This window comes from Streptomyces sp. NPDC049040, assembly GCF_043197715.1.
Lineage (GTDB): Bacteria > Actinomycetota > Actinomycetes > Streptomycetales > Streptomycetaceae > Actinacidiphila.
The window spans coordinates 1-13,093 of sequence record NZ_JBICTO010000017.1 but is presented as its reverse complement, the minus strand read 5'-3'; the positions used below and the strand labels follow the sequence as shown (position 1 = coordinate 13,093).

The 13,093-nt window shown below is 73.2% G+C and carries 9 protein-coding genes; 4 read left to right on the top strand and 5 right to left on the bottom strand.

Features of this window, described 5'->3' with window-relative positions:
• Positions 1-46: 46 nt before the first annotated feature.
• Positions 47-586 carry an NUDIX domain-containing protein gene (locus ACGFMP_RS29940; protein ID WP_393676391.1) on the top strand — a complete coding sequence of 180 codons (540 nt, stop codon included), beginning with the start codon at positions 47-49 and terminating at the stop codon, positions 584-586.
• Here ACGFMP_RS29940 and ACGFMP_RS29935 read toward each other — a convergent pair.
• The gene (locus ACGFMP_RS29935) at positions 553-2,949 is read right to left on the bottom strand and encodes a glycoside hydrolase family 31 protein (protein WP_393676216.1); all 2,397 of its coding nucleotides are present in this window, start codon (positions 2,947-2,949) and stop codon (positions 553-555) included. The genes ACGFMP_RS29940 and ACGFMP_RS29935 overlap by 34 nt on opposite strands.
• A gap of 182 nt (positions 2,950-3,131) precedes the next feature.
• Here ACGFMP_RS29935 and ACGFMP_RS29930 point away from each other — a divergent pair, with 182 nt between their 5' ends.
• Positions 3,132-5,150, top strand: coding sequence for an acetoacetate--CoA ligase (locus ACGFMP_RS29930; protein ID WP_393676214.1), 2,019 nt, complete (start codon positions 3,132-3,134; stop codon positions 5,148-5,150).
• Between the two features lie 16 nt (positions 5,151-5,166).
• Here ACGFMP_RS29930 and ACGFMP_RS29925 read toward each other — a convergent pair whose 3' ends face one another.
• Positions 5,167-6,579 carry a cellulose binding domain-containing protein gene (locus ACGFMP_RS29925; RefSeq protein ID WP_393676213.1) on the bottom strand — a complete coding sequence of 471 codons (1,413 nt, stop codon included), beginning with the start codon at positions 6,577-6,579 and terminating at the stop codon, positions 5,167-5,169.
• 109 nt (positions 6,580-6,688) lie between these two features.
• Positions 6,689-8,017 (bottom strand): aminotransferase class I/II-fold pyridoxal phosphate-dependent enzyme, encoded by a 1,329-nt coding sequence (locus ACGFMP_RS29920; protein ID WP_393676211.1) that lies wholly within the window; start codon positions 8,015-8,017, stop codon positions 6,689-6,691.
• 95 nt (positions 8,018-8,112) lie between these two features.
• Here ACGFMP_RS29920 and ACGFMP_RS29915 point away from each other — a divergent pair, with 95 nt between their 5' ends.
• Together ACGFMP_RS29915 and ACGFMP_RS29910 are read left to right on the top strand one after the other, a co-directional pair.
• Positions 8,113-9,444 carry an MFS transporter gene (locus ACGFMP_RS29915; protein ID WP_393676209.1) on the top strand — a complete coding sequence of 444 codons (1,332 nt, stop codon included), beginning with the start codon at positions 8,113-8,115 and terminating at the stop codon, positions 9,442-9,444.
• 232 nt (positions 9,445-9,676) lie between these two features.
• Complete coding sequence (locus ACGFMP_RS29910; RefSeq protein WP_393676207.1) at positions 9,677-10,510, top strand: hypothetical protein; 834 nt, start codon at positions 9,677-9,679, stop codon at positions 10,508-10,510.
• 86 nt (positions 10,511-10,596) lie between these two features.
• Here ACGFMP_RS29910 and ptsP read toward each other — a convergent pair whose 3' ends face one another.
• Together ptsP and ACGFMP_RS29900 are read right to left on the bottom strand one after the other, a co-directional pair.
• On the bottom strand, positions 10,597-12,267 hold the full coding sequence (gene ptsP / locus ACGFMP_RS29905) for a phosphoenolpyruvate--protein phosphotransferase (RefSeq protein ID WP_393676206.1): 1,671 nt from the start codon (positions 12,265-12,267) through the stop codon (positions 10,597-10,599).
• A gap of 11 nt (positions 12,268-12,278) precedes the next feature.
• Positions 12,279-12,728, bottom strand: coding sequence for a PTS glucose transporter subunit IIA (locus tag ACGFMP_RS29900; RefSeq protein WP_393676204.1), 450 nt, complete (start codon positions 12,726-12,728; stop codon positions 12,279-12,281).
• Positions 12,729-13,093 lie beyond the last annotated feature (365 nt).

The following is a 13,093-nucleotide window of genomic DNA, read 5'->3' as shown; positions in this document are numbered from 1 at the left end:
TGCCCAGTTCCCGACGACGCCTCAGACGACACCGGCGACACCCCCGGTGGCGCCCCCGGTGCGGAATTCGCACTGCTCCTCGTGCGGGTCGCCGTATCCGGCCGGCGCCGGCTGGCCGCGCCGCTGCCCGGTGTGCGGCACCATCGCCTACCGCAACCCGCTGCCGGTCGCCGTGGCCCTGCTCCCGGTCGTCGGCCCGCAGGGCACCGGCCTTGTCGTCATCCGCCGCACCATCGAGCCCAGCCGTGGCCGGCTGGCGCTGCCGGGCGGGTTCGTCGACCACGGCGAGAGCTGGGAGCACGCCGTCACCAGGGAACTGGCCGAGGAGACCGGCATCCCCGCCGACGCGTCGGACGTGGTGCTCGCCGACGCCCTCACCGACGAAGCCGGCGGCTTCCTGCTGCTGTTCGGCCTGCTGCCACCCCGCGACGCCGGCGAACTGCCGCCGTCGGTACCGACCGACGAGACCGAGGGCCACCAGCTCCTGCACACCCCGCAGGAGCTGGGCTTCCCGCTGCACACCCTGGCGGCCCGCCGCTGGTTCGCCGGCGGCTACGACCCGGCGCCGCGCACCCGTACCGTGTAGGCGGGCGCCGCGCCGCCGTCCCGCTCGACGACCACCTCGCCGTTCGCCCACCGCGACACGAAGCGCTCCATCCGCGGCTTTCCCCAGCCCTCGGGGTCGCCGGTGAAGACCACACCGCCGCCGGTCCTCCCCTTCCGCGGCGTCCACACCTCGAGTTCCGTGCTGCCGTCGTCGCCCGCGACCGGCAGCACCGAGCCCGCCCTCGCCAGCACCGGGATCCGGCCGAGCGGCGCGTCGAGCAGCACGTGCGCCCGCCCGCGGTGCGGCTCGCCGGTCGCGGTGTCGTACCACAGCCCGCGCGGCAGCCGTATCCCCCGCGTTGTCGCACCCGGCTCCAGTACCGGTGCGACCAGCAGCGAATCGCCCAGCAGGAAGGCGTCACCGCACTCCCGCAGCGCCCGGTCGCCGGGCGAATTCCACCACAGGGGCCGCACGTAGGGCGCCCCGGTGCGGTGCGCGACATGCGCGAGGGTGTCCAGGTACGGCAGCAGCCTGGTCCGCTCGGCAAGGGCCGTCCTGGCGTGCTCAAGAACCTCGGGCCCGAACTCCCACGGCTCGCGGCGCCCCGCGTCGATCGCCGAGTGGGTGCGGAAGAAGGGCAGATACGCGCCCAGCTGGAACCAGCGCAGATACAGCTCGGGTGACGGCGACCCGGTGAAACCGCCCACGTCGGGACCCGAGTACGGCACCCCGCACAGGCCGAGCCCCAGCACGAGCGCCAGTGAGGCGCGCAACCCCTCCCAGCCGGTGGCCACGTCACCCGACCAGGTGCCCCCGTAGCGCTGCATGCCGGCCCAGCCCGACCGGGAGAAGAGGAAGGGGCGCTGGTCGGGCCGCAGTTCCGACAGGCCCTCGTAACCGGCGCGGGCCATCGTCAGCCCGTAGACGTTGTGCGCCTCGCGGTGGTCGCCGCCGCGGCCGTCGAGCGCGTGCCGGGCCGAGCGCGGCAGGCTGGGGTCGCCGAAGGCCGCGAAGGACACCGGCTCGTTCATGTCGTGCCACACCCCGGCGAAGCCCTGCGCGAGCCGCTCGGCGTAGAGGCCGCCCCACCACCGGCGCACCCGGGGGTCGGTGAAGTCGGGGAAGACCGCCTCGCCCGGCCACACCACGCCCCGCACCTCGCGGCCCCGCGCGTCCTTCACGAATCCGTCCACCGCCCGGCCGCCGTCGTAGGCCGCGAGACCCGGTTCCGCCTTCACCGCGGGGTCGACGATCGACACCAGGCGCACCCCCTGCCCGGCCAGTTCCCTGGCCAGGCCCGGCAGGTCGGGGAAGCGCCCGGGGTCCGCGGTGAAGACACGGTGGCCGTCGAGGTGGTCGATGTCCAGGTGCAGCGCCGACAGCGGCAGCCCGCGCTTGCGGTAGCCGGCCACGACCCTGCGCACCTCCCGCTCGCTGCCGAAGCCCCACCGCGAATGGTGCGGGCCCAGCGCCCAGCGCGGCGGCACGGTGGGCCGGCCGGTCAGCGCGGTCCAGCCGGCCAGTACCCGGGACGGCGTACCGGTGATCACCCAGTAGCGCAGCGGGCCGCCGTCCATCCGCACCTCGCAGCCGCCCGGCCGGTCGTGCCCCGACCCCGCGCCCTCCTCGCCGTCCCGCAGGGTGATCCTGCCGTCCCAGGTGTTGTCGTGGAAGACCAGGTGGCAGCCGGCGTCGGCGACGACCAGCTGCACCGGCATGGTGATGTACAGCGGGTCGTCGCCCGGTCCGAAGGAGCCTCCCGGGTCGGTGTTCCACAGCCGGTAGGCGCCCGCCGCCAGCCGTGGACCCGCCGCCCGGCCGCCCAGACCGTAGACCCGCGCGTCCGCAGGCGTCTCGGACCGCTGCACCCAGCGTGCGGCGCCGCGGCCCTCCTCTGCGCCGGCGGCCGGGTCCCACCAGCGCGGCGGCAGCTCGCGGCGCAGCAGCCTGCCGCCCGGCGTGCGGATCTCCACCGCGCCGTGCCGCGAGATCCGCACCGTCACCCGCTCCGACACCACCCGCCAGCCATCGGTGTCCGGTTCGAGCAGTGCCCGCAGGTCCGCCTCAGGGCAGCCGCCGGCCTGCCGCTCCCGCGGCGAACCCCATTTCGGCGTGGCCGCCACCGCGTACGACGGCTCGGGCTCCGCGCCGTCCCAGCCGCAGAAGACGGCGCCGCCGACGCCGACCCTCACCCGCAGCACCGAGCGGGCGAAGCGGATCGTGCCGCCTCCGGGCATCGGCTCCGCCGCGAGCGCCGCCCCCGGCACCCGGGCCCGCTCCGCTCCCCGCCGCGGCAGGTCCCGTGCGTCGGTGCGCTCCCGCCGCCAGGCCGACCTGGTCGTACGCCATCCCTGGGCGGAACCCGCCATCCGTATCGACCGCAGCAGGTCCCGAGCGTCCATGACCTCCACCTTTCCATCACCGGCGCACCCCGCGCCGCCCGTTCAGCCGGTGTTCACCTTCAGGTGCGGTCCGCGCGGACACTTCGCGGCACTCCTACCTGTCGGTACCCCCCATGGCGCGCCGGACGATCACATGGCATCGTCCTGACCAGCCGTGCCGTGGACCGTCCTGGAGCCGCCCCATGACCAGCAGAACCGAAGCAGACCGAGCGCCGGAACCCCTGTGGACGCCGGGGCCCGAACGCGTCGCGCGCGCGTCGGTGACCCGCTTCCAGCAGTGGGCGCACGACCGGCACGGCGCCCCCGGCGTGCTGCCCGACGACCCGCAGGGCGGCTACGCGGCCTTGCACGACTGGTCGGTGCGCGAGAACGGCACCTTCTGGCGGGCCCTCACCGAGTGGTACGACGTACGCTTCGGCACCTCCTCCGAGACCGTCCTGGCCGACGACGCGATGCCGGGTGCCCGCTGGTTCCCCGGCGCGACCGTCAACTACGCCGAGCACGCGCTGCGTCCCGCCCTGGACACCGCACGTGCCGACCTGCCCGCGGTGCTGTACGTCGACGAGCGCATGGAGACCGGCATCCTCAGCTGGGCCGAGCTCTCCCGGCAGGTCGCCTCGCTCGCCGCGGCCCTGCGCCGGCTCGGTGTCACACCCGGCGACCGGGTCAGCGGCTACCTGCCGAACATCCCGCAGGCAGCGGTCGCCCTGCTCGCCACCGCCGCGGTCGGGGGCGTGTGGACCTCCTGCGCCCCCGACTTCGGCGCCCGCAGCGTCCTCGACCGCTTCCGGCAGGTCGAACCCGTGGTGCTGTTCACCGTCGACGGCTACCGCTACGGCGGCAAGGAGCACGACAGGGCCGGCGTCGTCGCCGAGACCAGGGCCGGGCTGCCGTCGCTGCGCGCGACCGTGCACATCCCGCTGCTGGGCACCCCGGCTCCCGAAGGCGCCCTGGAATGGCGCGACCTGGTCGCCGACGACCCGCAACCCCTCTACGAGCAGGTGCCGTTCGACCACCCGCTGTGGGTGCTGTACTCGTCCGGCACCACGGGACTGCCCAAGGCGATCGTCCAGTCCCAGGGCGGCATCCTGCTGGAACACCTCAAGCAGACGGGTCTGCACCTCGACCTCGGCCCCGACGACCGCTTCTTCTGGTACACCTCCACCGGCTGGATGATGTGGAACTTCCTGGTGTCAGGCCTGCTGGTCGGCGCCACCGTGGTCCTCTACGACGGCAGCCCCGGATATCCGGCGATCGAAGCGCAGTGGCGGGTCGCGGAGCAGACCGGGACCACCGTCTTCGGCACCTCGGCCGCCTACGTCATCGCCTGCCGCAAGGCGGAGGTGCACCCCGGCCGCGACTTCGACCTGTCACGGGTGAGCTGTGTCGCCACCACCGGCTCGCCGCTGCCGCCCGACGGCTTCCGCTGGCTGCACGACGAGGTCGCCGAGGACCTCTGGATCGCCTCGGTCAGCGGCGGCACCGATGTGTGCAGCTGCTTCGCCGGCGGTGTCCCGACCCTCCCGGTGCACGTCGGCGAGCTGCAGGCCGCCTGTCTCGGCACCGACCTCCAGGCCTGGGACGCCCAGGGCAGGCCGGTGGTCGACGAGGTCGGCGAGCTGGTCGTCGCCAACCCGCTGCCGTCGATGCCGGTGCGCTTCTGGAACGACCCGGACGGCGCCCGCTACCGGGAGAGCTACTTCGAGATGTTCCCCGGGGTGTGGCGGCACGGCGACTGGATCACCCTCACCTCGCGCGGCACCGTGGTCATCCACGGCCGATCGGACTCCACGCTCAACCGGCAGGGGGTGAGGATGGGTTCCGCCGACATCTACGAGGTCGTCGAACGCCTGCCGGAGATCCGCGAATCGCTGGTCATCGGCATCGAGGAGCCGGACGGAGGCTACTGGATGCCGCTGTTCGTGCGGCTCGCCGAGGGGGAGGAGCTGGACGACGCGCTGCGCGACCGGGTCACCGCCGCGATCCGCGCGCAGCTGTCGCCGCGCCACGTGCCGGACGAGATCATCGCGGTGCCCGGCGTCCCGCACACCCTCACGGGCAAGCGGATCGAGGTCCCGGTCAAGCGGCTGCTCCAGGGGACCGCGCTGGGCAAGGCCGTCAACCCCGGTTCCGTGGACGACCTCGAGGTGCTGCGCTTCTACGAGCGGCTGGGCGCGGAACGCGCCGCGGGCCGCCCGTAGAAGCTCCCGCGGGAGGTCAGCCCTTGTAGCCGGCGAAGATCTTCGAGAAGTCGTAGGGCGCCTGCGCGATGTTGGTGCACTTGTAGAGTGCGCCGCTGCACGCGTTGGCGTCCCTGCCCTCCTCCCAGAACGACAGCATGCCCAGGTGCTTGCCCTGGGCGAAGGAGACGAGCTGGCGGGCGTCGGACTGGTCGTAGACGTGCCCGTCGTCGTTCTGGCCGAGCATCGGGGTCACCCCGAGCATCGCCCACGCCTGCGCGTCGGACTTGCCGAGGAGCGACTTGAGCTGCGCCTGCGTGGCGGTCGCGGCCTGGACCGCCGCGTCGCCGTAGTCGGTGCTGCGGTAGTAGTCCATGGCCATCAGGTTGACCAGGTCGAGGTTCACTCCCGCGTTCTTGGCGGAGCTGACGACGTTCAGGCCGTCCGAGGTCAGGCCCTCGGGCAGCACCGGCAGGGTCAGCGAGATCCGCAGGTTCGGGTGGGTCTGCTGGAGCCTGGCCATCGCCTGGGAGCGCAGGGCGATGGACGCGGGCTCTGCGACCGCCGACCCCTCGATGTCGAAGTCCACGTAGCTGAGCCGGTAGGCGTCCACGACGGCCGCGTACTCGGTGGTGAGGGCGTCCACCGACGGGCAGGCCTGGGCGAGTTCGATGCCGCTGGCGCCGCCGAAGGACACCTTCACGTCGCCGCCCGCGGCCCTGATCGCGTCGATCTGGTCCTTGGCCCACGCCTGCCGCGGGTCATAGGCGTTGAACCAGCTCGCCTTGCAGCCGGCCGATGTGACGAAGCCGAGCGTGAAGCTCTTGATCCCGCCGCCCTGCGACATCGCGGTGAGGCTGGGGGTGGGCCACGCGCCCATGTCCACGTAGGGCGCGGTGCGGACGGTGCCGGTGCCGGGGTTGGTGCCGCCGGTGCTGCCGCCGGTGGTGGTGCCCGCGGTCGTGCCGCTCGTGGTGCCGGAGGTCGTGCCGGTGCTGGTGCCGCTGGTCGTGCCGCTCGTGGTGCCGGTGCTGCTGCCCGCCGTGCTCCCGCCGGTGCTGCCGCCAGGTGCGCAGGAGCCGCCGTTCAGCTTGCAGTTGGCCGGCACGCCGCTGCCCGCGCCGACCCAGCCGAAGGCCGCGGACGCGCCGGGCGCGATCGAGCCGTTGTAGTCGCGGTTGGTGAAGGTGTAATGCGTACCGCTCTGGGTGAGCAGCGCGTCCCAGTAGCTGCCGACGCTGCTGCCGGCGGGCAGGTCGAACTCGACCTTCCACGAACCGAGCGTGGTCGTACCGCCGTTGGTGATCGTGTACTGGCCCTGGTAGCCGCTGCCCCAGTCGGAGGTCTTGGTGAAGGCGGCACCGGCGCCGCCCGCCGCGGAGGCGGTGGGGACGAGGAAGAGGAGGAGCGTGCCGAAGAGCGCGAGCAGGAGAATGAGGGATCTTCGCATACCGGACTCCCAGTTGGTCTGTACCAATGCCCCCCGGACACTGGATACTTGACCCGCGCCACCCACGTCAAGAGTGCCGACATCCATCACGTCCGCCCCTGACGCCCCGTCAACCTCCGTAGGTGTGCAGGGATTCGGCCTGCACCGCGGCGAAGTCGCCCGCCAGTCGGGCCGCCTCCGCGACGTCGAGGTCCGCGGTGGTGATCCGCACGCCGGGCGCGGCGCCGATCCTGAAACGGGCACCGCCGGCCACCCACCAGCCGTGCGACCGCAGCCCGTTGACCACCGCCGACTCGTCCCGCACCGGAACCCACACGTTGAGCCCGCTGACCCCGCGCGCCTCGATCCCGTGCCCGCCGAGCGCCCCGATCAGCGCCTCGCGCCGCTCCTCGTACGCCGTCGCCGCGGCCGCCACCAGCGCGCTTGTGGCCGGATCGCGCATCAGCCGTACCACCGTCTCCTGCAGCACATGGCTGATCCACCCCGAGGTCAGCAGCAGCCGCCCGTCGTGCCGGGCCAGCGTGGTCGCGTCGCACGCCAGCGCCGTCCAGCGCAGGTCGGTCCCCAGGTGCTTGGAGACGGTGCGGATGTGCGCCCACCGCGAAGGGCCGTCCGCGCCCGCGGTCACGAGCGAGTGCAGCGGACCCCCCGCGGTGTCCGCGCTGTGGTCGTCCTCCACCACCAGCACCTCGGGCGCCTCCGCGAGCACCGCGAGCAGCCCCTGCCTGCGGGCTGCCGACACCCGGGAGCCGTACGGATTCTGCGCCCGCGGGCAGAGCACCACCGCCCGCACCCCGGCCCGCAGCGCCGACCGCAGGCCTTCGGGGCGCATCCCCTCGTCGTCCACCGGCACCGCGACCGTGCGCAGCCCCAACGCCGGTACGAGGTCGAGCAGATGGTGGAAGCCCGGGTCCTCCACCGCCACCGCGTCGCCGGGCCGCAGCTCCACCGCCAGCAGCCGCGAGATGCAGTCCAGTGCGCCGTGCGCGAAGGTCACCCGCTCGTCCGGCACCCCGTCCCGCGCGAACCACGCACGGGACAGCTCCTCCAACTCCGCCAGCCGGGGCGACGCCCGGTGTGAGCGCGCGCCGGGCGAGAGCCGGCCCGGCGGCACGAGGTCGGGCAGGAAGGCCGGATCGGGGTGGCCGCCCGCCAGGTCCCGCAGCCCGCCCGGCACCCGAGGCGGCCGCCGCGAGGCCACCGCGGGCGCCGGGGCCACCACCGTGCCGCCGCGCCCCCTGGTCACCACGATCCCGCGCCGCCGCAGCTCCTTGTACGCCGTCGCCACCGTCCCCGGGCTCACCCCCAGCGCGTCGGCCAGGGTGCGCACCGGCGGCAGCGCCTCTCCCGGCCGCAACAGGCCGTCGGTGACCGCGCGTTCGGCCGAAGCGGAGATTTCCCTGGCAGTCGCACCTTGGATCGCATATTGTGTCGCCACAGAAGACATTATGTATCAATACAAAATTGCGGGCAAGTGCGCACGACCGCACACGACCGCGGAACCAAGGACGTGATGCCGTGCAGGGGGCACCGATGACACAGCGGGTACAGCAGGCGCTGAGGATCCCGGAGATACCCGGCGGCCCCGACGGGCGGCGGATGCTCTGGATCAACCTCGTCGACAAGACCGGCTCCGGCCTCTGGCTCTCGGTCACCGCCCTGTACTTCGTCGTCGTCGCGGGCCTCGACACCGGCAGCACGGGCCTCCTGCTCGGCCTCGGCGGGGTGGCCGGCATCGCGGGCGCGCCGCTCGCGGGCCGCCTCGCCGACCGGCTGCCGCTCACCCGCGTCCTGCTGGCCGTCCAGGTGGTACGCGCCACCTCCGGCCTGCTGCTGCTGTTCGCCCACGGCTTCTGGCAGCTCCTGCCCCTGGTCGCGCTCGGCAGCCTCGGCGAACGCTCCGCCTCCGTCCTCACCAAACTCTTCGCCGCCCGCGTCGCCGGCCAGGACCGCGCCCGCTACCAGGCCGTCCAGCGCACCGTCGTCAACCTCGGCTACACCGTCGGCGGCCTCGCCGCCTCCGCCGCCCTGGCCGTGGGCACCACCACCGTCTACCGGGTGCTGCTCCTCGGCGACAGCCTCTCCTTCGTGCTGGTCGCGCTGCTGGTCGCGCGCTGCGCGGAACCACCCTCCGCGACCAGGACCGTCGTCGCCCGCACCGCCGACGAGCCCCCCGCCCCCGCCGCTTCGACGGGCGCCCGCGCGACACCGTCTCGCCCGAGCGGCCCCTGGCACGACGCCGGCTACCTCGGCTACGCCGCGCTGGACTCGGTGATGTTCCTCTACGGCTGCGCGCTGACCGTCGGCCTCCCGCTGTGGATCGTCACCCGCACCACCGCCCCGCACGGGCTGGCCGCCGCGGTGTTCGTCGTCAACACCGTCCTCGTCGTCCTGCTCCAGGTCCGCCTCGCCCGCTACGGAAGCTCCCCGCGCGTCGCCGCGAACTCGCTGCGCCAGGTCGCCCTCTGGTTCCTGCTCTCCTGCGCGGCCACCGCCGTCGCCGTCCTGCACACCCGGTGGGCCGCGACCGTCGCCGTCGTCGCCGCCGCGATCGCCTTCACCGTGGTGGAGATGATCCAGTCCGCCGTCTCCTGGGAGCTCTCCGTCAGCCTCGCCCCCGCACACGCCCAGGGCAGCTACGTCGGCGTGCACGGCCTCGCGCAGTCCACCTCCCGCTGCGTCGGCCCGCTGCTGCTCACCTCCGTCGTGATCGCGGCGGGGCCCGCCGGATGGATCGGCCTCGGCGCCCTGCTCGCCGGAGCCGCACTCCTCCAGCGCCACATGGTCCTGCGCCGCCTCGACCGGCCCGGCCCCGCGGCCGCCGAGGCCCCGATGTCAGTGGCCCCGATTACAGTCAGTGACTAGGAGGGATCACTCGGATCCACGCACAGGGGGAAAGATGACACGCACGAGCAGCACTTCCGGCAGCGCGGGCCGCGGTGCGAACGGCCGCACCGCCCACGACCACGACGCCGCCCGCACCCGCGGCCGACGTCGGAATCGCCGTGGCAGAGCGCCATATTCCGTCCGCAATCGCCCGCCAGGGCGCACCGCCTACCGCCGGGCCCTGCGCCGCGAAGCACCCATCGTCGTCGGAATGCTGCTCGACGACCACGACTTCGCCGCCATGACCGGATATCCGAGCTTCCCCTTCAGTGACTACGGGTTGTATCTGCACCACCTGGACGGGCTGCTGCGCTCCCTCGACGCCCAGGGCACCACGGTCGCGGTCACCCTCTTCGACCCCGAGCGGTTCGCCGACCACTGCGCCGACACCCGCCGGGCGCCGGACAGCTCCGCCTCCCGGATCCAGTACACCGCCGCGGTCAGCACCACGGGGCCCGCCGTCCGCTACGCCCGCCAGCCCCTGGCCCTGCTGCGCACCCGACTCGCCGAGGAGTCGGCCCGCCGCGCCACCTGGGACCGGGCCGGTGACATCCTCATCGCCGCCGGCCAGTGCCCCGACTGCCAAGAGCCCGTCGCACACTGCGCGTTCGACCTCGCCTCGCACACCCTGCTGCGCATCGTCGAAGCCGCGGGCCCCGGCGCCCACCACCTCGTGTGCAGCCTGCACGCCGACGACGGGGACCCGCTGCTGGCCGCCGTCCGCGTCGTCGCCGACCCCGACGGCGAAATCCACGTCTCGGACGACGAGGCGCTCGTGCTCTGCACCGTCATGGCCGCCGCCCGGTTCACCGCCAGGCCCGGCGGACTCGTCCTGCGCACCACCGACAGCGAAGGGACCGACACCGTCCACGGCTGGTCCCTGCATCCCGACGGACCGCACCCGCTCACCGAAGCCGAGGTCTTCAACGCCTACTGCACCGACCCCGGCACCGGCGACCCCGTGCCACCGGAACCCGGAGTGCGCTACCGGGCGGGCTTCCCGCTGCCACCCCCACTCCCGGGAGACGAGCCCGGCGGCAGATGACGGAGGAAGGACCCGCAGACCGGGAAGGGCGCCCCACCCGGAGGTGAAGCGCCCTTCCGCCCGGCCGCGGCCGGTGGTCCCGCCTGCTACTCGCCGGACAGCACGCCCTGCACGGCCCGCCGCGCCTCGTCCGCACTGTCGGTCGCCCGTGCGGCAGCCGCCGCACGCTCGCACTGCGCCAGCGTGTACTTCGCCAGTGTCGCCCGCACGTAGGGAATCGACGCCGCACCCATCGAAAGGCTGGTGACACCGAGACCGGTCAGCACGCAGGCCAGCAGCGGATCCGCCGCCGCCTCACCGCACACACCGCAACTCTTGCCCTCCGCCTTGGCCGCCTCGGCGGCCAGCGCGACCAGGTCGAGCAGCGCAGGCTGCCACGGGTCCTGCAGCCGGGCCACCGCACCCACCTGCCGGTCGGCTGCGAAGGTGTACTGCGCAAGATCGTTCGTGCCGAGCGAGAGGAATTCCACCTCCTGGAGAATCGACCTGGCCCGCAGGGCGGCCGACGGAATCTCCACCATGGCGCCGAACTTCGCCGAGAGCCCCGCCGCACGGCACGCGTCGGCGAAGGCCTTCGCGTCCTGCCGGTCCGCCACCATCGGCGCCATGACCTCCAGGTACACCGGCAGCCCGGCGGACGCCGTGGCCAGCGCCCGCAACTGGGTGGTCAGCACCTCCGGGTGGTCGAGCAGTGAGCGCAGTCCCCGCACGCCCAGCGCGGGATTCGGCTCGTCGGCAGGCGTCAGGAAGTCCAGCGGCTTGTCGGCGCCCGCGTCCAGCACCCGCACCACGACCCGGCCGCCGGGGAAGGCCTCCAGCACCTGCCGGTACGCCTGGACCTGCTTCTCCTCCGACGGCGCGTTCGCGGAGTCGTCCAGGAAGAGGAATTCGGTACGGAAGAGCCCCACGCCCTCCGCACCCGCCTCCACCGCGGCAGGTACATCCGCGGGACCGCCGACGTTCGCCAGCAGCGGCACCTTGTGCCCGTCGGACGTCGCACCGGGCCCCGAGGACGCGGCCAGCGCAGCCTTGCGCTCGGCGGCCGCCTCGGTGAGCGCCGCGCGCTTGTCGGCACTCGGCTCGACGAACACCTCACCCGTGCTGCCGTCCACCGCGATCACGGTCCCCTCGGACAGCTCACCCGCGCCCGGCAGCGCCACCACCGCGGGCACGCCCAAGGCCCGCGCCAGGATCGCGCTGTGGCTCGTCGGCCCGCCCTCCTCGGTGACGAAGCCCAGCACGAGCGCCGGATCGAGCAGCGCCGTGTCCGCCGGTGCCAGGTCCCGCGCGATCAGTACATACGGCTCGTCGCTGTCCGGCACACCCGGCATCGGCACGCCCAGCAGCCGCGCCACGATCCGGTTGCGCACGTCATCGAGGTCCGCGACCCGCCCGGCCAGGTAGTCCCCGGCCCCGGCGAGCAACGCCCGGTAGGAGGCGAAGGCGTCGTAGACGGCGCGCTCCGCCGTACTGCCCACCGCGACCCTGCGCTCGACGTCGGCCATCAGCTCCGGGTCGAGCGCCATCAGCGACTGGGCCTCGAGCACCGCCTGCGCCTCACCGCCGGCCAGGTGGCCCCTGGCGTTGAGGTCGGCGGCCACCGCCTCGAGCGCCTGCCGGGCCCGCCCCTGCTCACGAACGGTGTCCCCCGACGCGATCTGCTTGGCGGGCGGTTCGAGAACAGCGGTACCCATGTGCCGTACCTCGCCGATCGCCACACCGTGGCTGACACCGACGCCCTGCAGCGTTGTCTCCATCTGTCCCGGCCCTACTTCCAGCTGAAGAGGGTGTCGCCGGCCGCCACATCGGCGGACTCGACCAGCTCCGTCAACGCCTCAGCTGTGGCCTCCAGCGCGACCACCGGGCAGATCGGGGACTTCCCCGCCTCCTCCACGGCCGCCGGGTCCCAGCGCACGACCGCCTGGCCGCGGGCCACGGTGTCGCCCTTGGACACCAGCAGTTCGAAGCCCTCGCCATTGAGCTGCACGGTGTCGATGCCAAGATGGGTCAGCACACCGTGGCCGGCGTCGTCCACGACGACGAAGGCGTGCGGGTGCAGGGAGACGATCACCCCGTCGACCGGAGACACCGCCTCACCGGGCTCGCGCACCGGGTCGATGGCCGTACCGGGACCCACCATCGACCCGGAGAACACCGGGTCGGGCACTGCCGCGAGCCCGATGGCCCGGCCGGCCAGGGGAGACGAAACGGTCGTCATGGGGAAGCCTCCTAGATGCGGAGATCAAATACGCCGTCACAGCCTGTCACGGGACGGCGAGCCGCGACAGCAGCCTAAGTCATGTCAAGTGGGGATTCCGCCCCAGGCGTACCGGCCGCACGCTCGTCCGGTTCCCCACCCCCGATTTGCTCCGTGCAGAGCGGTCCAGTAGGTTGGCACGACCGCCTCGACGAGACCCACGGAAACGTGTGTGTTCGAAACGGGGTTGGTAATTCCGACCGAAAAGCTTCTGCTAAAGTCGGGAACACAACGAAGGGAAAGCCCGGAGGGGCCGGTGAAACGGTCTCGAAGGAAGCTTCCGTTCCTTGAGAACTCAACAGCGTGCCAAAAGTCAACGCCAGATA

What these genes read in the sequence shown, in the direction of transcription:
- ACGFMP_RS29900 (WP_393676204.1), bottom strand. Translation starts at nt 12,728, where the DNA reads ATGACGACCGTTTCGTCTCCCCTGGCCGGCCGGGCCATCGGGCTCGCG.
- ACGFMP_RS29910 (WP_393676207.1), top strand. Translation starts at nt 9,677, where the DNA reads ATGCTGCTCGACGACCACGACTTCGCCGCCATGACCGGATATCCGAGC.
- ACGFMP_RS29915 (WP_393676209.1), top strand. Translation starts at nt 8,113, where the DNA reads ATGACACAGCGGGTACAGCAGGCGCTGAGGATCCCGGAGATACCCGGC.
- ACGFMP_RS29935 (WP_393676216.1), bottom strand. Translation starts at nt 2,949, where the DNA reads ATGGACGCTCGGGACCTGCTGCGGTCGATACGGATGGCGGGTTCCGCC.
- ACGFMP_RS29930 (WP_393676214.1), top strand. Translation starts at nt 3,132, where the DNA reads ATGACCAGCAGAACCGAAGCAGACCGAGCGCCGGAACCCCTGTGGACG.
- ptsP (WP_393676206.1), bottom strand. Translation starts at nt 12,267, where the DNA reads ATGGAGACAACGCTGCAGGGCGTCGGTGTCAGCCACGGTGTGGCGATC.
- ACGFMP_RS29925 (WP_393676213.1), bottom strand. Translation starts at nt 6,579, where the DNA reads ATGCGAAGATCCCTCATTCTCCTGCTCGCGCTCTTCGGCACGCTCCTC.